The sequence below is a fragment of the Rahnella sp. 1L-D-7-B-C2 genome (assembly GCF_057290995.1).
This window is the reverse complement of sequence record NZ_JBXAVQ010000001.1, coordinates 771771-793271: the sequence shown is the minus strand read 5'-3', so window position 1 is coordinate 793271 and position 21501 is coordinate 771771. Positions and strand designations below refer to the sequence as shown.

The 21501-nt window shown below is 54.0% G+C and carries 27 protein-coding genes; all 27 read left to right on the top strand.

What is annotated here, in order from left to right:
- Positions 1–319: 319 nt before the first annotated feature.
- The 27 genes from AC0Z7K_RS03600 to AC0Z7K_RS03470 all read left to right on the top strand — a co-directional run bounded on the left by AC0Z7K_RS03600 (position 320) and on the right by AC0Z7K_RS03470 (position 21495).
- Entirely contained in the window at positions 320–526 is a 207-nt protein-coding gene (locus tag AC0Z7K_RS03600) for a class II holin family protein (protein WP_095921518.1), read from the top strand.
- Entirely contained in the window at positions 526–1065 is a 540-nt protein-coding gene (locus AC0Z7K_RS03595) for a lysozyme (RefSeq protein WP_485612887.1), read from the top strand. The genes AC0Z7K_RS03600 and AC0Z7K_RS03595 overlap by 1 nt, the downstream gene beginning before the upstream one ends.
- The gene (locus tag AC0Z7K_RS03590) at positions 1058–1564 is read left to right on the top strand and encodes a lysis protein (RefSeq protein WP_485612843.1); all 507 of its coding nucleotides are present in this window, start codon (positions 1058–1060) and stop codon (positions 1562–1564) included. Before AC0Z7K_RS03595 ends, AC0Z7K_RS03590 begins: the two co-directional genes overlap by 8 nt.
- A gap of 99 nt (positions 1565–1663) precedes the next feature.
- Positions 1664–1849, top strand: coding sequence for a hypothetical protein (locus tag AC0Z7K_RS03585; protein ID WP_485612841.1), 186 nt, complete (start codon positions 1664–1666; stop codon positions 1847–1849).
- 156 nt (positions 1850–2005) lie between these two features.
- Positions 2006–2650: a hypothetical protein gene (locus AC0Z7K_RS03580; protein ID WP_485612840.1), complete on the top strand. Its 645-nt coding sequence runs from the start codon at positions 2006–2008 to the stop codon at positions 2648–2650.
- A 126-nt stretch (positions 2651–2776) separates the two neighbouring features.
- Entirely contained in the window at positions 2777–3376 is a 600-nt protein-coding gene (locus tag AC0Z7K_RS03575; RefSeq protein ID WP_485612838.1) for an RNA polymerase subunit sigma-70, read from the top strand.
- On the top strand, positions 3348–5324 hold the full coding sequence (locus AC0Z7K_RS03570) for a phage terminase large subunit family protein (RefSeq protein WP_485612885.1): 1977 nt from the start codon (positions 3348–3350) through the stop codon (positions 5322–5324). Before AC0Z7K_RS03575 ends, AC0Z7K_RS03570 begins: the two co-directional genes overlap by 29 nt.
- Positions 5325–5332: 8 nt before the next feature.
- Positions 5333–5596, top strand: a complete 264-nt coding sequence (gene gpW, locus AC0Z7K_RS03565) for a gpW family head-tail joining protein (protein WP_414059176.1) — start codon at positions 5333–5335, stop codon at positions 5594–5596.
- On the top strand, positions 5596–7233 hold the full coding sequence (locus AC0Z7K_RS03560; RefSeq protein ID WP_485612835.1) for a phage portal protein: 1638 nt from the start codon (positions 5596–5598) through the stop codon (positions 7231–7233). Before gpW ends, AC0Z7K_RS03560 begins: the two co-directional genes overlap by 1 nt.
- Complete coding sequence (locus AC0Z7K_RS03555; RefSeq protein WP_485612833.1) at positions 7230–8084, top strand: S49 family peptidase; 855 nt, start codon at positions 7230–7232, stop codon at positions 8082–8084. The genes AC0Z7K_RS03560 and AC0Z7K_RS03555 overlap by 4 nt, the downstream gene beginning before the upstream one ends.
- 2 nt (positions 8085–8086) lie before the next feature.
- Positions 8087–8731 (top strand): DNA primase, encoded by a 645-nt coding sequence (locus AC0Z7K_RS03550; protein ID WP_485612831.1) that lies wholly within the window; start codon positions 8087–8089, stop codon positions 8729–8731.
- Positions 8731–9144: a head decoration protein gene (locus AC0Z7K_RS03545; RefSeq protein ID WP_485612830.1), complete on the top strand. Its 414-nt coding sequence runs from the start codon at positions 8731–8733 to the stop codon at positions 9142–9144. The genes AC0Z7K_RS03550 and AC0Z7K_RS03545 overlap by 1 nt, the downstream gene beginning before the upstream one ends.
- A gap of 108 nt (positions 9145–9252) precedes the next feature.
- On the top strand, positions 9253–10302 hold the full coding sequence (locus AC0Z7K_RS03540) for a major capsid protein (protein WP_485612828.1): 1050 nt from the start codon (positions 9253–9255) through the stop codon (positions 10300–10302).
- A 2-nt stretch (positions 10303–10304) separates the two neighbouring features.
- The gene (locus AC0Z7K_RS03535; protein ID WP_485612827.1) at positions 10305–10607 is read left to right on the top strand and encodes a hypothetical protein; all 303 of its coding nucleotides are present in this window, start codon (positions 10305–10307) and stop codon (positions 10605–10607) included.
- A gap of 2 nt (positions 10608–10609) precedes the next feature.
- On the top strand, positions 10610–10954 hold the full coding sequence (locus AC0Z7K_RS03530) for a head-tail joining protein (protein WP_485612825.1): 345 nt from the start codon (positions 10610–10612) through the stop codon (positions 10952–10954).
- Complete coding sequence (locus AC0Z7K_RS03525) at positions 10951–11496, top strand: ATP-binding protein (RefSeq protein WP_485612823.1); 546 nt, start codon at positions 10951–10953, stop codon at positions 11494–11496. Before AC0Z7K_RS03530 ends, AC0Z7K_RS03525 begins: the two co-directional genes overlap by 4 nt.
- 16 nt (positions 11497–11512) lie before the next feature.
- Positions 11513–11752: a DUF2635 domain-containing protein gene (locus AC0Z7K_RS03520; RefSeq protein WP_485612822.1), complete on the top strand. Its 240-nt coding sequence runs from the start codon at positions 11513–11515 to the stop codon at positions 11750–11752.
- Positions 11752–13236, top strand: a complete 1485-nt coding sequence (locus tag AC0Z7K_RS03515) for a phage tail sheath subtilisin-like domain-containing protein (RefSeq protein WP_485612820.1) — start codon at positions 11752–11754, stop codon at positions 13234–13236. Before AC0Z7K_RS03520 ends, AC0Z7K_RS03515 begins: the two co-directional genes overlap by 1 nt.
- 9 nt (positions 13237–13245) lie before the next feature.
- A complete protein-coding gene (locus AC0Z7K_RS03510; RefSeq protein WP_485612818.1) occupies positions 13246–13614 on the top strand; it encodes a phage tail tube protein in 369 nt (122 codons plus the stop codon).
- Positions 13615–13616: 2 nt separating this feature from the next.
- On the top strand, positions 13617–14207 hold the full coding sequence (locus AC0Z7K_RS03505) for a phage tail assembly protein (RefSeq protein WP_485612816.1): 591 nt from the start codon (positions 13617–13619) through the stop codon (positions 14205–14207).
- 121 nt (positions 14208–14328) lie between these two features.
- On the top strand, positions 14329–16227 hold the full coding sequence (locus tag AC0Z7K_RS03500) for a hypothetical protein (protein WP_485612815.1): 1899 nt from the start codon (positions 14329–14331) through the stop codon (positions 16225–16227).
- 50 nt (positions 16228–16277) lie between these two features.
- Positions 16278–17684 carry a DNA circularization protein gene (locus tag AC0Z7K_RS03495; RefSeq protein WP_485612813.1) on the top strand — a complete coding sequence of 469 codons (1407 nt, stop codon included), beginning with the start codon at positions 16278–16280 and terminating at the stop codon, positions 17682–17684.
- Positions 17681–18742 (top strand): phage baseplate assembly protein, encoded by a 1062-nt coding sequence (locus tag AC0Z7K_RS03490; RefSeq protein ID WP_485612811.1) that lies wholly within the window; start codon positions 17681–17683, stop codon positions 18740–18742. The genes AC0Z7K_RS03495 and AC0Z7K_RS03490 overlap by 4 nt, the downstream gene beginning before the upstream one ends.
- On the top strand, positions 18739–19323 hold the full coding sequence (locus AC0Z7K_RS03485; RefSeq protein WP_485612810.1) for a phage baseplate assembly protein domain-containing protein: 585 nt from the start codon (positions 18739–18741) through the stop codon (positions 19321–19323). The genes AC0Z7K_RS03490 and AC0Z7K_RS03485 overlap by 4 nt, the downstream gene beginning before the upstream one ends.
- Positions 19320–19757, top strand: a complete 438-nt coding sequence (locus AC0Z7K_RS03480; RefSeq protein ID WP_485612808.1) for a phage GP46 family protein — start codon at positions 19320–19322, stop codon at positions 19755–19757. Before AC0Z7K_RS03485 ends, AC0Z7K_RS03480 begins: the two co-directional genes overlap by 4 nt.
- Positions 19757–20902 carry a baseplate J/gp47 family protein gene (locus AC0Z7K_RS03475; protein ID WP_485612807.1) on the top strand — a complete coding sequence of 382 codons (1146 nt, stop codon included), beginning with the start codon at positions 19757–19759 and terminating at the stop codon, positions 20900–20902. The genes AC0Z7K_RS03480 and AC0Z7K_RS03475 overlap by 1 nt, the downstream gene beginning before the upstream one ends.
- Entirely contained in the window at positions 20899–21495 is a 597-nt protein-coding gene (locus tag AC0Z7K_RS03470; RefSeq protein WP_485612805.1) for a YmfQ family protein, read from the top strand. The genes AC0Z7K_RS03475 and AC0Z7K_RS03470 overlap by 4 nt, the downstream gene beginning before the upstream one ends.
- Positions 21496–21501: the final 6 nt, after the last annotated feature.

Sequence of the window (21501 nt, the reverse complement as noted above, 5' to 3'; positions counted from 1 at the left end):
GTGGCATAAGAAAACGGCTCCCTGTGGTGGAAGCCGTTATAGTGCCGCAGTTTAAGGATCGGTCAACCGATCCTTAACTGATCGGCATTGCTCGCTTCGGCGGGGTTTTTTGCTTTCTGCGTAACAGACAAGCTGCCTGACGAATTGATCCGTATCGCGGAACACTCGTGTTGTGAAACAGGCAGCTTTTCGTTGTGATGAAATACATAACCGTAGTGGGCGGGCGTTAACCGCCTGACAAATTCTTAGGGCTGCCAAATTGGCGGCCTTTTTTTATGCCTCAATGACTACGCACCCAACCGGCTAACCGGAGGGGGAGATTATGAGAATGGACAAATTGACTACAGGCATTGCGTACGGAGCATCCGCCGGTAGCGTCCTGAACGGCCTGTTAAATGCATTTAGTCCGGATCAGTGGAACGCTATAGGTGTGCTGGCAGGTATATCGGTCGCGCTCCTCACATACCTGACGAATCTGTATTTCAAAATCAAAGAAGACCGCCGAAAAGCACTCAGGGGTGAATGATGACATTTCAGCCGGGAGTTAAAAGCAAACTCAGCAAAGCTGTAATTGCTATGATCATTTCTGGCGCTGGCGCATCGGCTATCCTCGGACAATTTCTTGATGAAAAGGAAGGTAATAGCCTGACGGCTTATCAAGATGGCGTGGGGATCTGGACTATTTGCCGCGGCGTTACCCGCATTGATGGACGCCCTGTTTACAAAGGCATGAAGCTGACTGCTGCGAAGTGCGCCGATGTGAACAAATTGGAATCCGATAAGGCGATAGCGTGGGTTAAAAATAATGTCACTGTCACGCTGACTCAGCCGCAAATTGCCGGTATCGCATCGTTTTGCCCCTACAACATTGGACCGGCGAAATGCTTCACTTCGACGTTCTACAAAAAACTAAATGCCGGAGATAAACGTGGTGCCTGTGCTGAGATAAAGCGGTGGGTGCGCGATGGCGGTAAAGACTGCAATGTCCGGGCAAATAATTGCCTTGGGCAGGTGATACGCCGTGATCAGGAAAGCGAACTGACCTGCTGGGGGCTGGATGAATAACAATTTATCGATTGTGCTGGCCTTCGTGGCTGGCGCTGCGATCACCTGGTGGATTGAAGGGCTGCGCTGGGATGCTGACGTATCAAAGTTGAAAGATTCACACACTGCAGAGCTGAAGAAATTCAGCGATCAGGCAGTGATTGACCTGACCAACGAGAAGAAGCACACCGAGGCGGCACAAACCGCACTGGCGGCGCTCGATGCCAAACACACGAAGGAATTAGCCGATGAACAGGCCAATAATGACAGGCTGCGCGCTGATGTCGCTGCTGGCACTCGCCGGGTGCGGATCGCAGCAGCAAACCTTGCAACCTGCGAGCTCGTCGGGAACAGCACTACCGGAACCGGCGGCGTGGGCGATGCAGCACAAGTCGAACTCTCTGGTGCTGGTGGACGGGCTGTTCTCGATCTCCGAGCCAGCGCCATCAAGGACGACAAAGTAATTCAATACCTTCAGGGCTATGCCGCTGAAGCCCAGCAGAGATGCAGAGTTAACTAAATCGTGGCTTGCTAAGGAGAAGATGAAGTTCCGAAATATCCTATTCACTGCTTACAATTAGCCTGCTAATTTTATTGTTAAGTGAATAAGGAGGTTGATATGGCAGAGAAAGACGCATACTCGATTTTATTGGAAGCATCTCATGGAAAACTTTGCTCAGCAGACCTCTACAAAGGGAAACCGATCAGCTCCGTAATCAATGTTGCGCTTGATGCGATAATTGATTTAGAGAACGAAATTGATAGATTGAAATTTTTGCTTAGACAGAAAAAAATCAAATACTAACCGCCTAAGGGCGGTTTTTTTATGCCCATCGTAGTGAGTGCTATGTGCGCTCAGTCCAATGTGCTGTAGAGTCCGTTCGTCTAATCAGCATTATCGATGGCTTTAAGTGAGAGCCATTGAAAATGCATATGTAAGTTTGATTGCTAAGGAATTGAGATGGCAGGAATAAAAGACCTATCAGCTGCTCTGCAATCTTTAAAGAAGCAAATTCCTTTTGCGACAGCGCAGGCATTAACCAGTGTAGCCAAACAAATAGCTGCTGCAGAGAAGACGGCTTTTGAGCGCAAGCTTGAGAATCCGCCCCCCTTCACTGTTAATGCCGTTGGCTCTGTTGGAGCGAGGCGGGATAGTTTGACCGCGAAGGTTTTTGTTCATGACATTGCTGCCGGTTATCTCGAACCGTTTGAGTTTGGCGGTGTGCACAAGCTCAATGGCCAGGCGCTGCTTAACCCCAAAGACATTAAGCTGAACAAGTACGGCAACCTGTCACGCAACAAACTCTCCCAACTCAAAGCTAAGTCAAACGTCTTCATTGGTGATGTCGATGGCATCAACGGCGTATGGCAGCGAGTCAAGCCTAAGAAGGGGCGCAAAGGCAAGAAGCGACAGAAGCGGTCAGCCAATGGCACACGGCGCGCCCGTGATAAAAACCCCATGCCAAAGCTGCTGATCCGGTTCGGTGATGCTCTGCCCGTTAAACCTACGCTGGGATATATGGACAGAGCTGAGAAGATGGCTGCTGCCCTGATGCCTGGCGCCATCAGCAAGGCTATCGATGAAGCATTGAAGACTGCCAAGTGAGAATGTATCTCAATAAAAAATGGGTCCTTCCCCGGTCCTTTCTATTGCACGGGCATTGCGCGCCGCGTTCTACGTCTAGCTATGAAATTTTGAAATTTGGGTAACAGGTAACAGATGAGGTAACAGATGAACCAGTCAGATTTTGCCAAACTTCACGGCGTCAGTCGTAAGACAGTAACGACGTGGAAGGCCCGCGGTTGGTTGGTTCTGGCCGGTGATGACATCGACGTTGATGCGTCAAATGCCAATATAAAACAGTACCGGAAAACTGTTACCCGACCTGAGAAAAATAATGAAAAAAATGCAGCAGGTAACAAACAGGGTAACAAGTCTCAGGGTAACAACTCAGGTAACAGATCGGGCACCTACCAGGAAGAGTCACCGACAAAAATTGTAGAGCGAATGATCGCTACGAACGGCGCCAAGATGACGCTCGATCAGGCCCGGACGCTGAAAGAAAATTTCCTCGCTTTACTTACCCGGCTCGAATACGAAATTAAATCCGGCCAGGTACTTCCCTACAAAGAGATGATTGCTGCCGTTGGTCAAGAGTATTCACGCATGCGCACACGTCTTATTGCGATTGCTCCGGAACACGGCCCCCGTTTACGGGTGCTTGCCTCAACCACCAATGATGCGGAGTTCGTTGCGGCGCTGCAGGAGGTGGTTCATGAGGCAATAGAGGAGTTGAGCCTTGATGCAGATGACAAACGAGGCGGCGACTGATTCCGTTGCGTGGGCCAATTTCGTCGGAGAGTTGAAACAACGCCGGACAGATGTTGCGCCGCCTGAGCCTCTCTCTTTAAGCCAGTGGGCCAATACATACGCGGTACTGTCAAAAGAGACCAGCGCACAAACTGGGCGTTTCCGCTCCTTTGGTTATCAGGATGGCATGATGGACGCCATTACCGATCCGCTGGTGACGCAAGTTTCTGTTATGAAATCAGCCCGCGTGGGATACACCAAGATTCTTGACCATGTCGTCGGCTATTACCTTCAGCATGACCCGTCGCCGATTCTGGTGGTTCAGCCTCGCGTCGAGGATGCAGAGGATTATAGCAAAACCGAAATTGCTCCCATGCTGCGCGATACGCCGGTTCTTGCCGCCATTGCCGGCAACAGTAAAGCGAAAGACAGTAATCAGACCATCCTGAAAAAACAGTTTCTCAACGGCTCAAACCTGACGCTGGTGGGGGCTAATAGTCCGGGTGGCTTTCGTCGTATCACATGCCGCGTCATTTTGTTTGATGAGGTGGACGGATATCCCTCCGGCGGTGCTGGTACTGAGGGTGACCAGATTGCTCTGGGTATCAAACGTTCAGAAACTTTCTGGAACCGCAAGATAGTGCTGGGTTCGACCCCAACGGTCAAAGGTATATCACGTATTGAAAAAGCGTATAGCGAAAGTGATCAGCGTAAATTCAACGTACCTTGTCCACACTGCGGTGAGTTTCAGATTCTGGAATGGGGCGGTCCCGATACACCTTATGGCATCAAGTGGGACAAGGATGAAGAAGGTAATGGGTTGCCGGAAACGGCCTACTACGTCTGCCGGCATTCCGGATGCGTGATTCATCACAACGACTTATCAGTGATGGTGAAGCGGGGAGAGTGGCGTGCTACGCGGCCTTTCAGGGGGCATGCGGGATTTCATATCTGGGCGGGTTACAGTCTTTTCCCGAATGCCGCCTGGAAACACCTGGTGGCCGAATGGCTGAGGGTGAAAGACGATGCGTTGATGCGTCAGACATTTATTAACCTTGTCTTAGGTGAAGTTTACGAAGACCGCGGTGAAAAAGCGCTGAGTGAAAGAAAACTGGTTGAACGGTGTGAGGTCTACGCCGCAGAAGTGCCTGACGGCGTAGCGGCGATCACTGCCGGTATTGATACACAGGACGGGCGCTTTGAGATTGAAGTGGTGGGTTGGGGCCGCAACGAGGAAAGCTGGTCGATTGCCTATGACGTTATCGAAGGGGATCTTGAAACTGATGAGCCCTGGAAAAGGCTTGATGCCTATCTCAAACAGGTATGGCGACGCGCCGACGGTCGCGGTTTTACTTTGATGGCAGCGTGCATGGACTCAGGCGGGCATCATACACAGAAGGTTTATGAGTTTGCCAAAGAGCGACTGGGTCGTCGGATCTGGGCAATCAAAGGTGAGTCCGCTCGTGGGGGTAAACGTTCACCGGTATGGCCGACTAAAAAGCCAACTTCTCGCAGCAAGGCGCAGTTTAGACCGATCATCCTGGGCGTCAATGCGGCAAAAGATTCGGTTAGAGCCCGGTTGCATATTGAGCCACCGGAAGCTGGTAACGCTTCTGCAGGATTTATGCATTATCCCGTGGATCGTGACCTTAACTATTTCGGCCAGTTATTGGCTGAGCGGTCGGTAACGAAAACGGCCGGCGGACAACGCTACCGCGTTTGGGAGCAGTTGCCGGGCAGGGCTAACGAAGCACTGGACTGCCGGGTCTATTCCTATGGCGCACTGTGCGGCCTGATGTATATGGGTCTGAAACTCAATGGATTAGCAGACAGTATTACTGCTGACGCCGGTAAGCTTTTACCTCCGCCGGTCGATCCAGAAGAGAAACAAAATCTGCGCCTGCCGGGCGTCATTATCTCAGAACCTGAGAAACCACCGCGTAAACCTTTGCATAAGCGCCTCGCTTAAGGACCTCTATGTTTAATCCCAACTCCAGTCTATTGGCTGGTGCGATGACGCGTGACCAATTACAGACTGCATTGACCAGCGCCCAGCAGGCTTATCTCGAACTTTCGACGGGCGCAAAGGGCGTGTCTTTCTCTTACACACAGGGAGATGGCACGCGCTCGGTCTCTTATCAACAGACAGATATTGGGCAGCTCACTGCGCTGATCCAACTTCTTCAGGCTCAGTTAGGCATCGTTAAACGTCCACGCGTGACGTTAAGGTTTCGGTATTGATGAAAAGCGGAGAGGTCAGAATTCTCGGGCCAAACGGCAGGCCATTACCCCCATCGAATCGAAAGGCATCCATGCTTAACGGATCGGGGCGCGTGCCTTATGACGCGGCGGATTCCTTCAGCGATGCGATGGCGAACTGGCAGCCCGCGCTTTGGTCGCCGGATAATGAAGTTAACATTTACCGCGACCGAATCGTTTCCCGCGTTCGCGACATGGCACGTAATGATGGTTGGGCATCAGGCAGCGTAACTCGCATTTTGGATAATGCGGTTGGGGCTAATTTTCGTCCGATAGCTAAAGTGGATTACCGCGCTCTTTCGCTTCAAACCGGCCTGAAAACCTTTGATGCCAAATGGGCCGATGAGTACGGGCGAGCCGTAGAGGCTGCCTGGCGCACCTGGGCAAATGACCCCGGACGCTATTGTGACGTTGAGAGAAAAAAAACAGTTTCCCAGATGCTGCGGTTGGCTTTCCGCCACAAGTTGGTGGACGGCGATGCGCTGGCTGTTCTGCAATATCGTACCGATCGGCTCGGGAATGGCCGCGCGCGTTACGCCACCACCATACAAATTATTGATCCCGATCGGTTGAGCAACCCACAGCAGGTGTTCGACATGCTGAACATTCGCGGCGGGGTGGAAATTGACGACGACGGCGTGCCGGTGGCGTATCACATCCGCAAAGCCCACATGGGCGACTGGTGGAGCGCTGAAAAAACCATGACGTGGGAACGCGTGAGGCGTGAGACCGCGTGGGGGCGTCCGATCGTTGTGCATGATTTTGACGGTGATCGCGCAGCACAGCATCGCGGCAGCAGCATTTTCACGCCGATCGTTCAGCGTTTGAAAATGCTGATCAAATACGATGAGGTTGAGCTGGAGTCCTCAATCCTGAATGCCGTATTTGGGGCGTACATTACTTCACCCTATGACCCAGGCTTATTCGCGGATTCACTTCAGACGGATGACGTGCTGGCTTATCAGGACATGCGTACTGAGTATCACGACGATAAGCGCATTTCTCTGCAAAGTGGCGCGCGTATGCCAATCCTTGCACCGGGTGAAAAAATCGACACGGTTAACGCGGCGCGCCCCACCAGTAATTTCGCAGCGTTCGAGAGCGCAGCATTACGCAACGTGGCCGCTGCACTGGGTATTTCCACCCAGCAGTTGACGCAGGACTGGTCTGACGTGAATTACAGCTCAGCCCGCTCCGCGATGCTGGAAGCGTGGAAAACCCTGACCCGCCGGCGTGATGATTTTGCCAGCGGCTTTGCTCAACCCATATTCAGCAGCTTTATCGAAGAACTTCACGATCTCGGTGAGGTTCCTCTTCCTGCTGGCGCGCCGGAATTTTTGGCGGCTAAAGCGGCCTATTGCCGCGCGCAGTGGATGGGACCCGGTCGCGGCTGGGTTGACCCCGTTGCTGAGAAAAAAGGCGCGATCCTTGGTATGGACTCCGGCATGTCTACGTTGGAAATGGAGGTGTCAGAGAACGTCGGCGAAGACTGGGAAGAGCTTCTCGATCAGCGAGCGCGTGAAGTCGAGGCGTTCAAAGAGCGAGGTTTGCCCGTGCCCTCATGGGGACAGGCGGACACCTTTGCTCCTGAAACAATTAAAGATCCGGAGGCACAGTGAATTTACCCCATTTAGCGCAGCGCTTGTTTAACACCCCGCTGGCGCTGCACCCCCGCAAAGCCGAAGTTGTGATGGCCGCGCTGACTGACCGTTTCGGCCTGACGCGTATTCAGTCTATGTCGGACTGGGATGACGATGACGACAGCACATTTACCCGACAGGCCCGTGATACGGGCTATGACGTGGTAGAGGGTGTCGCGGTGATCCCGATTCAGGGCACGCTGGTGCAGAAGCTGGGCACGCTGCGGCCCTACAGCGGCATGACCGGGTATGACGGCATCCGGGCCTGTTTCCTTCAGGCGTTGAACGACAGCGATGTTAAAGCCATTTGCCTTGATATCGACTCGCCGGGCGGTGAAGTGGCCGGGTGTTTTGATCTGGCCGACGTCATTTATGCCTCACGCGGCAGTAAACCCATCTGGGCAATACTGTCGGAAAGCGCTTACTCAGCAGCCTACGCGCTGGCAAGCGCCGCCGACAAAATTATCGTTCCGCGTACCGGCGGTGTGGGATCGGTGGGTGTCATCGTCATGCACGTTGACTGGTCGCAGAAGATTAAAAGTGACGGACTGCAGGTCACGATCATCACCTACGGGGACCGTAAGGCTGAGTCCAATCCGTATGAGCCATTAAGCGACACGGCACGTAAAGCCATTCAGTCAGACATTGATGAAATGGGGCGCCTGTTCGTGAGTACCGTCTCCCGCAATCGCGGGATAGCAGAAAGAACCGTCCGTGATACCGAAGCCGCCTGTTTTCTGGGCAGCGACGGTGTGCAACTGGGGCTGGCCGATCAGGTGTCCTCACCGGATGCGGCATTCCGCGATTTATTACAATTGGTTGGAGAGTGAAGATGTCAATGAAAATTAAGGGTTTTGCGCACCTGTTTGGCCATTCTGCTAAATCTTCAGAAGAAGATGAAGACGAGAAAGAAAAGTCCAAAAAGGCAAAAGGCCGTCGTGCTGAAGAGGACGAAAACGACGACGAGAAAGACAAGGAAGACAAGGGCAAGTCAAAAAAATCTAAGCGTGCAGAAGAAGAGGATGATTCTGACGACGAAGATGATAACGACAAGGAAAAGTCTAAAAAAGCCAAAGGTCGCGGTGCGGAAGATGACGATGACGACGCGGATGCTGGCGAAGGCGACGACGATGACGGTGACGATGATGAAGACGATCGTGACGTCAAAAAAGGCCGCCGCGCCGAGCGTAACCGTATCTCCCGCATTCTCGGCAGCAAATATGCAGCGGGTAAAGGTCCGCTGGCCGTTTCGCTGGCCATCACCACCGGCATGAGCTCGGCCGCCGCTATCCGCGTTCTGGCAAGCTCCGGCCCGATGCAGGCACCGCAGCAGTCTCGTCGTCTATCTCTGGACGAGCGCATGTCCAAAGTAGAAAACCATCAGTTGGGCAATGATGATGCGGGGCCGTCAGGGAATGCAAACACAGTGGTCACCCGTGCGGCCGCTCTCTATAACCAGGTTAAGGGTAAAAAATAATGACTGTGACTTCAGTGGGGCAAAATGCCTGGGTGCCGGGCGTACAGCATGACACCTTCATCCCGGATCAGTTGTTGTCCGGCCCTCTGCAGGTGGTCTCCGATACGGTGACTATCCTGACCGGTTCTACGGCAACCTATAAACGCGGTACCGTACTGGGTGTGATCACCGCTTCCGGGAAATACACCCTGAGCGTGGCGACAGCAACCGACGGCAGCCAGGTTCCGCAGGCCATTCTGGCCGATGATGTGAATGCCACCGTGGCGGACACGTTAGCCGGCGTTTATCTGATGGCCGAAATCAACAAGAACCGCATTACCTTCGATCCGAGCTGGACGCTCGCTACGCTCAAACCTGCGCTCCGTCCGTTTGGTATCTTCCTGCGCGACAGCGTTCAGGCTCCTGCCAGCTAAACACCCGTTTTAATTTAATCGCCTTCTCCGTATGCCCTTCACCGGGCAGGACGTTGTGCGTCTTTTATTTATCCCGGTCAGCAGACCGGGACACAGAGAGAACAAACCATGTCCCAAACTATTTACGATACCGTGTCGCTGGTCGGGTTGGTGCCCAATCTGATGACGTCGCAAAACTTCATCCTCGACCGATTTTTCCCCAACATCGTGACCAGTGACGATGAGTATGTGGCGATTGACGTAGACATTGGTCTGCGCCGCATGGCCCCGTTCTGCTCACCGCTGGTCGAAGGTAAGTTGGTGGAAAGCCGTCGTTACCAGACCGACAAGTTCAAGCCTGCGTACATCAAAGACAAGCGCGCCCCTGACCTGCGTAAACCGATCCGCCGCCAGATTGGTGAGCGCATTGGTGGCGAATATACCGCCGCAGAACGTGAAATGCTGAACATCCAGTTCGAGATGAGCGACCAGATTGATATTTTGAATCGTCGCCTCGAGTGGATGGGTTGCAGCGCGATTGCCACCGGTACCGTCACCATCAAAGGCGACGGATTCCCAACCACCGTCGTCGATTTTGGTCGCGACCCGGCCTTGACCATTGCGCTGAGCGGCTCCGACAAATGGCCGACCAGCGTTGCGGTGGGGGCAACTAACACCCAGCCGACGGACGACATTGAAGAATGGCAGGCGCTGATCCTGCAAAAATCTGGCGCACAGGCGACGGACATTATCTTCACAAATGCCTCTTGGCGCGCGTTCAAGCTGGATACGTCGCTGAAAGGTGCCATCATCCTGCCGGCGCAGAACCCGTCCGGCAACATCATTAACCCAGGCGCGCAGATTGCGAAGGGTGCGGTGTGTAAAGGTTACTGGGGCCAGTACACGCTCTGGCTTTACAACGACTGGTTCATTGACCCGGACACGGGCATCGAAAATCCGATGATCGCAGACGGCTCAGTGATTATGTCGGGCCCGGATCTGATGGGCACCCGTGCATTTGGCGCAATCATCGATCCCGCCTTCAATTATGGGCCGATGGCGTATGCACCAAAAAGCTGGCTGCAGCATGATCCGGCGCAGCGCTTCCTGCTGATGCAGTCTTCCCCGATTGTTATCCCGAGCCGGGTTAACGCGGCCCTTTGTGCGAAGGTGGTCTGATCATGGCAAATGAAAAAAAAACCAATCCGGCCGCTGAGGCCGCTGACCTGATCACCGTAGTGGTGCTCAAAGGAAAAAGCGTTCGGCATGACGGGGAGAGCTACACGCAGAATACCCGCGTTGACCTCTCTCAAAGTGATGCCAGCCGTCTTATCGCTTCCGGCTTTGTGAAAACGCTGGATTCGGTGAAACAGGAAATGGAAGCGGCGTCCGGTCATGAAGTCAGTATCTCTAAAGAAGACGGGCAGTCCACGATCACCTCGGACGCGCCTTCTGTCGTTAAAACCGAGAGCGGGGAAGCCTGATAATGGGGGTCAACTGGGATCGGCATTTACTCAAGCCGTTGCACGGCGTATTTGGTGACCCGGTTGATTTCCGTCCCGCGGGTGGAGCTGCCTATACCATCAGCGGGATTTTCGACCGAGCGTATACGCCGGACGTGGAACCACTGGAAGACGGCAGCACCATCAACACCACGTCACCTGTGCTTGGCGTGCTCGACAGCGAGTTTTTACTCCCGCCGAAAAGGGGCGATCGGGTTTTCATTGGCCTGGTCGGCGGTGAGCAGGTGAATACCTTGTTTACCATTTCTGATATTCAGCCGGACAGCCACGGTGGCTCAAAGCTCATTCTTAACAGGGTGAAGGTATGAATGCTGCAGCATTGCGGATACTGATTATCGGCGCGCTGATCGGCAAAACGGACGCCGCCGGGCGCGTTTATTCACCGCGGGACTGGTCGACGTCGGAAGATATGTACCCGGCTATTCTCGTACAAACTCCTTTCGATCTCAAAAACTCCCTCGGGCGCAATGTTCCGCAATTTACGACGGTGACCACTGTCCGAATTACCGGCCGGCTGCAGGAGCTTGATGAGGTTGACCAGGACAACGGGGCCGAGAAAGCGGAAGTGGCGCTCGAGAAGCTGCGCGAACAAATTGAGCGTGCTGTGATCAACAGCTATGAGCTCACCCGCCAGACTCAGCAGTTTTTACAGGTGCGCTCCACTATCGATGTCAACGCCGGTGGTGAAGGGCATACGGCCCAGTTGCTGATGGAACTGGATATCGAGTATTACCAGGGCCCGGAAGATTTCTACCCTATCGACACCACTCCGCTTGAGGGTATCGACGTCACGATTAAACAGCCCGACGGTACACCTGAAGTCTATGCGACCTTCGATCTGCCTCAATAACATTCTGGAGTCACCCATGTTTCTAAAACCGACCGCCGGGCGCACAGTGCGCGATCCGGTTAAAGGCACCCTATTGCCCGAAGAAGGGGCAGAAGTGCAGAAAAGCACCTTTTGGGATCGCCGGCTTCGCGACGGTGACGTCGTCAATGCAGATGCTGTGCCGCAGGCTAAGCCTGTGTCCACGGCAAAAGCGGCGGATACCACCACAGACGGCGATAAAACTACCGCTACAACTGATACGGGGAGTGCCCGCTAATGGATTTTCAAAATATCCCTTCCAATCTTCGCACGCCGCTTTTCTTTGCCGAGTTTGATAATTCTCAGGCGAACACGGCCACAGCAACACAGCGCACGCTGATCATCGGTCAGGCGTTAACAAACGCAGGCGTGCAGCTCAATGTTCCTGTTATTGAATCCTCCGCGTCCAATACGGCTGGGATTTACGGTGCGGGCTCAATGCTCCACAACGAGATGGTCGCGTATCTGGCGAACGACGTGGCGGGTGAAATCTATTTACTGCCGCTTGCGGACGGCGATGCCCAGACGGCAGCAACCGGAAAGGTAACCTTAACGACTGCGCCATCGGAAACCGGAGTGATCTCGTTATACATTGCAGGGCAGCGGGTGCAGGCCACGGTGATGAGCACTGACACCGTGACCGTAATGGCGGCGTCGCTGGTCGCGGCAATCACTGCGAAAACATCACTCCCTGTTACGGCCGCCGCCGCCGCCGGCGTGGTGACGTTGACCGCTAAAAATAAAGGCGCGCACGGCAACGGCATTGATTTGCGTCTTAATTATCAGGGCAGTGCGGGTGGCGAAAGTACGCCTGCCGGGCTTGGTATCACTCTCACCGCCATGACCGGCGGCGCGGGCGCACCGGATATGACCACTGCGCTGGCAAACATGGGCGATCGCACTTTTGATTTCATCGTCACGCCTTATACGGATACGACGTCTCTTGATGCTCTAAAAGGGCTGCTTTCCGACAGCACCGGCCGCTGGAGCTACGCGCAGCAACTTTATGGTCACGTCTTCGGCGCGGCATCAGGCACGTACGGTCAACTGACCACCGTCGGTGAAGCCCGTAACGATCAGCATGCTACGTTACTGGGCGTCAATGACTCTCCGACCCCGGCGCATGTCTGGGCGGCTGCGGTTACTGGCGCAGTGGCAGGCAGCTTGCGTAACGATCCCGGTCGTCCGCTGCAAACGCTGACCGTCAGTGGTGTTTTAGCGCCGCCATTAGCATCCCGCTTTGAACTGACCGAGCGTAACAACCTGCTTTACAGCGGGATCTCGACCTTTACCGTCGCCGATGACAATACGGTGCAGGTTGAAAATCTGATTACTACGTATCAGACCAACAAATACGGCGACGCAGACGACAGTTATCTGCAGGTCGAGACGTTGTTCCTGCTGATGTTTGTGACGCGCTTTATCAGAACGCAGGTGACGTCTAAATTCGCCCGTATGAAGCTGGCGGCCGACGGTACTCGCTTTGCACCGGGCTCGGCTATCGTGACGCCTAACATCATCCGTGCGGAACTCATCGCCCAGTACACGCAGCTGGAATACAACGGTTATGTGCAGGATACCAAAGCCTTCGCCGCCGGTTTAGTGGTGACCAAAAGCACCTCCAACCCTAACCGGGTCGACGTGTTGTGGGATGGTGTTCTGATCAACCAGCTGCGCGTGTTCGCTCTCCTCAACCAGTTCCGCCTGCAAGCCGCGGCATAAGGAATCATCATGGCAGATACATCTAACCGCCTCGCGGGGACAGCGTTTGTGACGACTAACGGCATCTCGATCATGGTCGCCGGCCAGTTCAAATACAGCCCTTCAAAGCTCAAGCGTGAAACCCTGACCGGGATGGACTATGTGCACGGCTACAAAGAGAAGCCGTCTGCGCCGTTCATCTCCTGTCAGGTTCGCGACAGCGGGGGCACGACGGTTGCAGATTTTACCGACATGACTAATGTGACCGTCGTGGCTGAGCTGGCAAACGGTAAAACCATTATCGGTACCGGCATGTGGACGGTTGAATCGCAGGAAGTGGACAGTGAAGACGCGGTCTTCGACGTCCGCTGGGAAGGCTTTGACGTGGTGGAGAGCTGATCGTGGAAGAACAGGATAAAACCATCCTTATCCCACTGGAAAAACCGCTGGCTGATGCCAGCGGTAAACTGGTCTGGGAAAGTATTGAGTTGCATGAGCCCGCGCTTATCGAGGTGAACCAGTTTTTTGAAAAACAAAAAACGAATGGAGCGCTGACCGCGATGGGGCACCTTATTTCACTGTTGTCTGGCATTCCACCACAGGTTGTCAAACGCATTCCGTTCACCGTTTTCAAGCGGTGTGAAGTATTTCTTCTTCGCTTTTTAAATTACACGCCTGAAACACTCGTCCCCGGCGCAGTGCCCGCGTGCAGTGTGCAAATTGCTCTGGAAACCCTGCTTGAAGACGCGTCGGGGAAACAGTCCTGGAGCCATATTGGACTGAGTGAGCCAAACCTCGAACAGGTGGATCAGTTTTACAAGGCGCAGAGTGCGACCAGCGGTTTGGCGGCAATGGCGGTACTAATCTCGGAGCTTTCAGACATCGCTCCGGAAGTGGTGAACCGGCTTAAATTTACCGATTACAAACGCTGCGAGGGTTACTTGCTGGGTTTTTTAAACTACTCCCCGACGGCGGTCGCTGGCGGGATCTGATTGCTGACGTTTCTTATTACTACGGTTGGGGGCCAGCAGATGGCTGGCGCCTGACGTGGAGTCGGTTACTTTGGTGGAAATCTCAGGCGCATCGAATTAACCGCGTGAAGGAAAAATAACCATGGCTAAGGCGTTTGATTTCCAGCTAACGGCGGACGACCGGGTTTCTGAGTCAATTCAGAGCATAGATGACGCTGTTAAAAAGCTGCTCCCACAGCTGGATAATGCGCGGACGGGATTGCAGCTTGGTGGCCGGCAGTCCTCTGAGGGGGTGGATGAAATCAGTGGGCGCCTTGGGAATTTGGCAAAAAATGCCCGAGACGGCGTTCAATTTGTCGGCGATCTTGTACCGCCCCTGAAAATGGTCGGTGGCCTGACGCTGGGGCTGGGCGGGCTGGCCACCGTCGTTAACGCGGTAAAGTCAGGCATTCAGGATTATGCGAACGCCGGTTACAAAATTGACACGACGGCCAAAAATATCAGCACAACGACCCGCGCCTATCAGGAACTGACCGGGGCAATGATCGAGAACGGGTCCGCGCGCGATGCGGCAGAGGGGTCAGTTTCTGGACTTTATCAGCGCGCAAATGATGCGCTGAATATGCGCGATGACGGCTTTCTGGCGCTGACTTCTCAGCTGGGCATCAAGATCAGCAAAACAAAGGAAGGCGTCGCGGATGTTGCGAAACTTATGGATGATCTGAATAAGGTCATGCTCCAGCAGTCTCCGGCAAGACAGGCGCTCATTGCACAGGTGGGGGGCTTCTCGCCTGAGTTGTTGAGTTTCTTGCGACAAAGTACTGACCAGGTGCAAAAACTGAAAGATCAGGCCCAGCGTGACGGGCTGATCTTTTCAGATAAAGATGTTCAAAATGCGTTGGCCTTTCGTAACCAGGTTAATCAAATTTCCGCCTCATGGGACGGGATGCTGATGAAAGGGCAGGCATGGCTAGGTCAGGCGCCGATTGTTCAAAAAAGCTTTGATGATGTCTCCCAAATGATGCAGCACGGCATGGATGCGGCGACCGTCGGCTCTTTGCTCACATGGAACAGCGGGGGAAAGCAGGCCGATCAACTGCGAAGCGCTGAACAAGACGAGAAGTTTAAAGAGACGCTTTCGATTAAAGAGAAACTGGATCTGCGACTCGGCTACGCGTCAGGTGATTTGCTGAAAAAGCTAAATAGCTACTACGGTCCGGTTGAGGCGGCGAACCAGCTTCAGCAGGATGTAAAAGGCCTTTACGTGCAACCCCCGTATTCACCAGGCACAAACTCACCACCAATGTCATATAACCAGTCCGGTGGTGGCAATGCTCGCGGTATTAGAAACAATAATCCTGGTAACTTGCGGGTTGCCCCGAACGCGGTCGGAAATGATGGCGCATTTGCCGTTTTTGATAAGCCGGATGATGGCTTAGCGGCCATGAGCCGGCAGTTACAGCTTTATGGCGATCGCGGGAATAATACCCCCTACGGCATTATTCATACTTACGCCCCCAGTAGCGAAAACAATACGCAGGCATATATCAACGCTGTCACGGGTGATACGGGATTTGGTGCTCATGAGCAACTTGACCTAAGTGACCCCGCTACCCTTAAGCGTATGATGGCCGCCATGATCCGTCATGAAAATGGGAGCCAGCCGTACAGCGAAAAGGACATCGACAGCGGCATAAATCAATCAATGACAGACCCGAAGTGGCAGGGGCTTCGCGACCCGACTCGCCTTGCTTACCAGCGCGATCAGTATTCTGATTGGTTACTAAATGGCCCGTCATCTGATGAGTCTGTCTCCATTAATCAGCCAGAAAAAGCAGATGTGCCCAACATTAACGCTCCTGCTACCGCCTCTCCGAATGGGGCTGTGCTGGATACCCAGAAACTGGGAGAAGTAATTTCTACTGCGCTGAAAGACAGTAAAAGTGAGATAGAAGTAACGCTTATCAACGGACGAACCGGAGAGCGAAAAAAAGTTTCCGGAACTGGCGGAAAAGTTACCACGGCGATGTCGCCACCATGAAACCATCAACCTGACCCGCTTCGGCGGGTTTTCCTTTTTTGGGGGATAGGATGCCACTGATTCAAGATGCGCTGTCTTCATTGCTGGGTTTTTCAGGCGACACATGGCATTGGCGAGATCATATTCATCCCGCCTCATTTCGCGGCGTGCCGTTTGCAGTCGTGGACGGTGATGGAAGCTTTGGCCGCCGGCAGGCCGTGCATGAATACCCTTATCGCGATTCGGTTTGGGTGGAGGATATGGGGCGCTCTACCCGCCGCCTGACGCTGTCCGGTTTTATTATTCAAAGCAGCCTGGTTTACAGCGCGCCGGACGTGATGACCCAGCGTGATAATTTGATTGCCGCCTGCGAAAGCCTGGGCGCCGGTACGTTGGTCCATCCGACGCTGGGCGAGCTGACGGTGAGCATTCCAGAAGGCGGGCTGCGGCTACGCGAAAGCAAAGACTCAGCGCGCGTGTTTGAATTTACCCTGACAGTTATTGAGTCGGGGCTGCGGGTGTTCGCGGTGACCGGCGCGGTTTCTGCGGCTTCGACTGTACAAACATCCTGGCTGGCGCTGGCGGCTAAATCGGCGGCCACGTTTATTGCCGAGGTCAATTCTGATATTCGCACGATAAATCAGGCGATAAAAACGCTCAAAAGTACGGTTTCTTTCTGGACCAGCATGGTAACACGCACCGCCAATGAAGCGACAAACCTCAGTAACACCCTGAAATCGACGTTCGGCAGTACCCGATATGGACGTTATAACACCGGGACGGTGGGCGGCAGCGCGTCGGGTGCAACCGCCGCCGCGTCATCAGATGCCGACACCGATGATTATGAACTGCTGGTTTCACAAAAGATGGCCGGGTCAGTGGAGGACAGAGCACAAACGCAGGCCTCTACCGCCAGTCTGCTGTCCTCAACCAGCATAGCGGCCTACGCCAGCGGCGCGCAGGCCGTGATTAACGCGTTATTGGCCAGTGAGGCAAAAGGACTGGATCTGGTTCGCATGTTCGAAGCGCTGACTGGTTTTTCTGACACAACTTACCGGCCTGACAGCAGCGACAGCAGCATCACCCGGTCAACACAGATTTACCTGATCACGCTGTCCGCGGGGGCGATGGCCTATGCCGCTTCTCAATATGAACCGGCAAGCTATGACGAGGCAACGGTATTACTTCAGCGCACGGTGACTGTGATCGACACAGTATCTTTGGCTGCAGCAGATGCGGGCTATGACGCGGTATTCAGTGAACTGACCGTGCTTAAAACGACGGTCAACACGACGTTGAAAGAAAAGGGTGCGCTTCTGGCCAATGTATCAACCGTGACGCAGGCAACGTCATTACCTGCATTGAACCTGGCAAATAAACTTTATCAGGATGCTGCCCGCACCGAGGGCCTGGTAAAAATGGCCGATCCGGTTCATCCGGCATTTATGCCGCTTTCTTTTAGGGCGCTGACATCATGAATGACGAAATGACGTTAACCATTGGCGGGAAAATACTTTCCGGCTGGGATGAGGTACGTATAACCCGCAGTATTGAGCGGATGCCCAGCGATTTTGACCTGTCGCTGATGGATGAATTTCCCGGAAGTGATGAAAAGCAGCTGGTTAAAGAGGGGGATCCGTGCGAAGTAAAGATGGGAGCGGATACGGTTATCACGGGGTATATCGACCGGTGGGCACCGATGATTTCTGCCACGCGGCATGAGGTCCGTGCGACAGGGAGAAGCAAGTGTCAGGATCTCGTGGACTGTTCAGCCAAATGGAACAACAACGTGATCACCGGCGCAACGCCGCTGCAAATTGCTCAGCGGCTGGCGGCTCCCTATGGTATCTCGGTGTCGAGTGACGTGTCAGAAATGCAGAATGTGCCGCAGTTCACGCTCAACTGGGGAGAGAGTTCTCAGGAAATCATTGACCGCATCACACGCTGGGCAGCGCTCCTCTATTACGATCTTCCCGACGGCAGTCTCTACCTGACCCGCGTTGGCACGAAGAAAGCCGCCAGCGGCGTATCGCAGGGTGTCAATATTGAATCAGCGGCGTATGAGGCATCAATAGACGAGCGATTTTCTGAATATACAGGCGTCTCAATGTCTGTCAATCCACTGGTTGATGACAGCGGATATGGTGCGGTCACGAAGGCCACAGCCAACGATCCTGATGTGGAAAAAATGCGTTACAGAAATCGCATCATCATCGTCGAAAGTACGATGAACACTACCGAGCTGGCGCAGCAGGCGATTGATTGGGAGATGAACCGCCGTTATGGCCGGTCTAAAACACTTCAGGTCACCGTTGATAACTGGCGCGACAGCGCCGGTAAGCTTTGGGAACCGAACACGCTGATCCCGGTCAATATTCCAAAAATGGGGATCAACGACGCGCTGTGGCTGCTGGCGGAGGTGACTTTTCTCAAAGACGATCGCGGAACGGCGGCGCAAATGGTGCTGATGCCGCCAGCGGCCTTCTCCGTACAGCCTTACCGTTTCTACAGCCTGATCCCGGAGTTGAACCGATGACAGCAATCAGCACGCTTTACCGCAGGGCCATGATGATGTTGGGGGTGGGGCGTTCTACGCTTACCAACGACGCGGGCGGTATTCAACAGATCCAGTATGAGACCCCTCTCGAGGTCAAAAACAATACCCCCCGGCTGATGGAGTTTGGCTTTTCATCCTCGCTGCCAGAAGGTGCTGACGTACTTATTGCCTATCTATCTGGTGACCGTTCAAACGCGGTAGTGATTGCCTCCGGGCATAAGGGCAGCCGAAAGACCGGGTTACAGCCGGGTGAATCGGTTCTCTACAACCTGTGGGGTATGCACGTTAAGTTGACGGAGACAGGACTGGAGATAGACGCAGTCGGACAGCCCGTGACGGTGATAAATTCGACGAAAGTGACGATTGTTGCTTCAGAAGAAATCTATGCCGATACGCCAGTGCTGAAGTGCGCGGGCGATATCATTGATAACGCCGGCAGTAATACCACCACCCTGAAAAATCTGCGCGATACCTACAACGAGCACGATCACGTTGTGAGAAACGTGCAGAGCGGCGGCTCATCGCCGACCAGTGAAAAACCGGGGGGAAAAGTCGAATGACGGACATTACAACGCTCTGGAATGTAGAACAATCCTTGGGGGACTGGGTTGAAGCGTCTGGCGACCTGCAAGAGGGTAACGATCTCGACACGGCGATACTGATCAGCCTTTTCACTGACCGGCTGGCGCGCGCCGACGATGACTTCGGAGGAGACGATCGCCGGGGTTGGTGGGGAGATGTCGACCAGGACTATCCGGTGGGTTCCCGACTCTGGCTTCTTCGCCGCCAAAAGCTCACGGTGGCCACGGCCAATAAGGCTGAGAATTACGCTTCTGAGGCTCTGAAGTGGCTCATCGATGATGGTGTTGTCGCCAGCATTACCCCTGTCACCCAGATAGTGTATCCGAACCGACTCAACCTTGTTATTACCTATCAAAAACCGGGATTAAGTGCCGTAACGAAGCGCTATTTCTGGGTCTGGGAGACTAAATAATGCCTTACAATCGCCCTACACTAAGCGAGTTGCGTGCGCGCAATCTCGCCGCGATCGAGTCAGAATTAAAAGGGGTAGGCGCCCCCCTGAGATTTTCAAACCTCAGCATCCTCGGAACCGCAGACGCGGGCCTAGCGTATCTGCATTACGGCTATCTCGACTGGATAGCCAGACAATCGGTCCCCTGGAGCGCAACGGACGAAAATCTGGCAGGCTGGGCGGCCTTGAAAAGCGTGATGCAGAAGGCCGCCACTGCCGGTAAAAACGCGCTCACTGTTTTTACAGGGACGGCGGGTAAAAAAGTTCCTGCAGGAACCTTACTTAACCGTGGTGACGGATATCAGTACACAACTGATGCGGAGACAATTATCGGGCAAACGGGGACGGGGACGGCTTCGATAACGGCCGTGCTGCCTGATCCTAATGATGACCCGACGGGCGGCGGCACGGCGGGTAATACTCCGGCTGGTACGCAACTCACCCTTGATGCCAGTATTCCCGGGATTGATACGGCAGTTACTATCAGCACTGCGATCACCAACGGTGCGGACATTGAAAGTGAAAGTGCTTTCCGCACCCGCATCCTGCTTGCTTATCAGAATACACCGCAGGGAGGGAACGACGAAGATTATAAATCATGGGCGCTGGACGTTTCCGGGGTCACTCGCGCCTGGACTGTACGTCGCCTAATGGGGGCCGGTACGGTGGGGATTTACATCATGATCGACGGTGTCGATACGTCTAATAATGGATTTCCTGTTGGTACCAACGGAATTTCGAATCTGGACAGTTGGTCGGCCGTCAAAGCGACGGGCGATCAGGGACGGGTTGCCGATTATATTTATCCACGTCAGCCGGTCACCGCGCTCGTCTATGTCTGCTCACCGATCAGGAAAACCGTTGATTTCGTGATCAGTGGCATGTCTGCTGCGGACAGCGTGACCACAGCCGCGATAAATACCGCCATCGACCGGGTATTTTTTGAGTCTGGCGACCCGACTGGGAGTAAAGTGTTGCTCTCTGACCTGATTATCGCGATCAGTAATGTCGCAGAAACCAGCGGGTTTATCCTGACATCTCCCTCAGCAAATATCATCACCGCGACCGGAGAACTTCCTGTACGCGGCGCGGTAATCTACACATGAGCCGGTTCTCTTTAGCAGATTACACCTCAGCACTGCAGGGGCTGATGCCAATAGGGTTAGTCTGGCCCCGCAAGTCAAGTAGCATACAGTCGGCGGTGCTGCGCGCACTGGCGCAGTCCTACCAGAAAAGCGATGATGCGGCGAATGCGCTGCTGGTAGGGGCTTTCCCTGCTACTGCCACGTTCATGCTCACCGACTGGGAAAAGACGCTGGGCCTGCCTGATGACTGCGCAATTGGCGAAAATGACAGTATTGCCCTCAGGCAAAAGGCCATTGTGTCGAAGCTTTTCAGCAACGGTGGCCAGTCAGCAGCCTATTTCATCGGGGTAGCGAAAGCACTGGGATATGACATCACCATAACGGTTTACAGACAGGCCCGAGCAGGCATGTCGGTCTGTGGTGATGCCCTAAATGGCGATGACTGGCCCTTCATCTGGCTGGTTACCGCACCCCAAACGACCATCAGCTATGCGCAGGCGGGCCAGTCTTATGCCGGAGACCCGCTGCGGTCATGGGGCAATCGCCGCCTCGAATGCCGCCTGACTGCGCTGGCACCTTCACACACTATTGTGAAATTTGGTTACTCCAACTAACCCTTC

Bases quoted from the DNA above. Each gene is read 5' to 3' on its own strand.
- AC0Z7K_RS03595 (WP_485612887.1), top strand. From the start codon at position 526: ATGACATTTCAGCCGGGAGTTAAAAGCAAACTCAGCAAAGCTGTAATT.
- AC0Z7K_RS03590 (WP_485612843.1), top strand. From the start codon at position 1,058: ATGAATAACAATTTATCGATTGTGCTGGCCTTCGTGGCTGGCGCTGCG.
- AC0Z7K_RS03585 (WP_485612841.1), top strand. From the start codon at position 1,664: ATGGCAGAGAAAGACGCATACTCGATTTTATTGGAAGCATCTCATGGA.
- AC0Z7K_RS03580 (WP_485612840.1), top strand. From the start codon at position 2,006: ATGGCAGGAATAAAAGACCTATCAGCTGCTCTGCAATCTTTAAAGAAG.
- AC0Z7K_RS03575 (WP_485612838.1), top strand. From the start codon at position 2,777: ATGAACCAGTCAGATTTTGCCAAACTTCACGGCGTCAGTCGTAAGACA.
- AC0Z7K_RS03570 (WP_485612885.1), top strand. From the start codon at position 3,348: ATGCAGATGACAAACGAGGCGGCGACTGATTCCGTTGCGTGGGCCAAT.
- gpW (WP_414059176.1), top strand. From the start codon at position 5,333: ATGTTTAATCCCAACTCCAGTCTATTGGCTGGTGCGATGACGCGTGAC.
- AC0Z7K_RS03560 (WP_485612835.1), top strand. From the start codon at position 5,596: ATGAAAAGCGGAGAGGTCAGAATTCTCGGGCCAAACGGCAGGCCATTA.
- AC0Z7K_RS03550 (WP_485612831.1), top strand. From the start codon at position 8,087: ATGTCAATGAAAATTAAGGGTTTTGCGCACCTGTTTGGCCATTCTGCT.
- AC0Z7K_RS03545 (WP_485612830.1), top strand. From the start codon at position 8,731: ATGACTGTGACTTCAGTGGGGCAAAATGCCTGGGTGCCGGGCGTACAG.
- AC0Z7K_RS03540 (WP_485612828.1), top strand. From the start codon at position 9,253: ATGTCCCAAACTATTTACGATACCGTGTCGCTGGTCGGGTTGGTGCCC.
- AC0Z7K_RS03535 (WP_485612827.1), top strand. From the start codon at position 10,305: ATGGCAAATGAAAAAAAAACCAATCCGGCCGCTGAGGCCGCTGACCTG.
- AC0Z7K_RS03530 (WP_485612825.1), top strand. From the start codon at position 10,610: ATGGGGGTCAACTGGGATCGGCATTTACTCAAGCCGTTGCACGGCGTA.
- AC0Z7K_RS03525 (WP_485612823.1), top strand. From the start codon at position 10,951: ATGAATGCTGCAGCATTGCGGATACTGATTATCGGCGCGCTGATCGGC.
- AC0Z7K_RS03520 (WP_485612822.1), top strand. From the start codon at position 11,513: ATGTTTCTAAAACCGACCGCCGGGCGCACAGTGCGCGATCCGGTTAAA.
- AC0Z7K_RS03515 (WP_485612820.1), top strand. From the start codon at position 11,752: ATGGATTTTCAAAATATCCCTTCCAATCTTCGCACGCCGCTTTTCTTT.
- AC0Z7K_RS03510 (WP_485612818.1), top strand. From the start codon at position 13,246: ATGGCAGATACATCTAACCGCCTCGCGGGGACAGCGTTTGTGACGACT.
- AC0Z7K_RS03500 (WP_485612815.1), top strand. From the start codon at position 14,329: ATGGCTAAGGCGTTTGATTTCCAGCTAACGGCGGACGACCGGGTTTCT.
- AC0Z7K_RS03495 (WP_485612813.1), top strand. From the start codon at position 16,278: ATGCCACTGATTCAAGATGCGCTGTCTTCATTGCTGGGTTTTTCAGGC.
- AC0Z7K_RS03490 (WP_485612811.1), top strand. From the start codon at position 17,681: ATGAATGACGAAATGACGTTAACCATTGGCGGGAAAATACTTTCCGGC.
- AC0Z7K_RS03485 (WP_485612810.1), top strand. From the start codon at position 18,739: ATGACAGCAATCAGCACGCTTTACCGCAGGGCCATGATGATGTTGGGG.
- AC0Z7K_RS03480 (WP_485612808.1), top strand. From the start codon at position 19,320: ATGACGGACATTACAACGCTCTGGAATGTAGAACAATCCTTGGGGGAC.
- AC0Z7K_RS03475 (WP_485612807.1), top strand. From the start codon at position 19,757: ATGCCTTACAATCGCCCTACACTAAGCGAGTTGCGTGCGCGCAATCTC.
- AC0Z7K_RS03470 (WP_485612805.1), top strand. From the start codon at position 20,899: ATGAGCCGGTTCTCTTTAGCAGATTACACCTCAGCACTGCAGGGGCTG.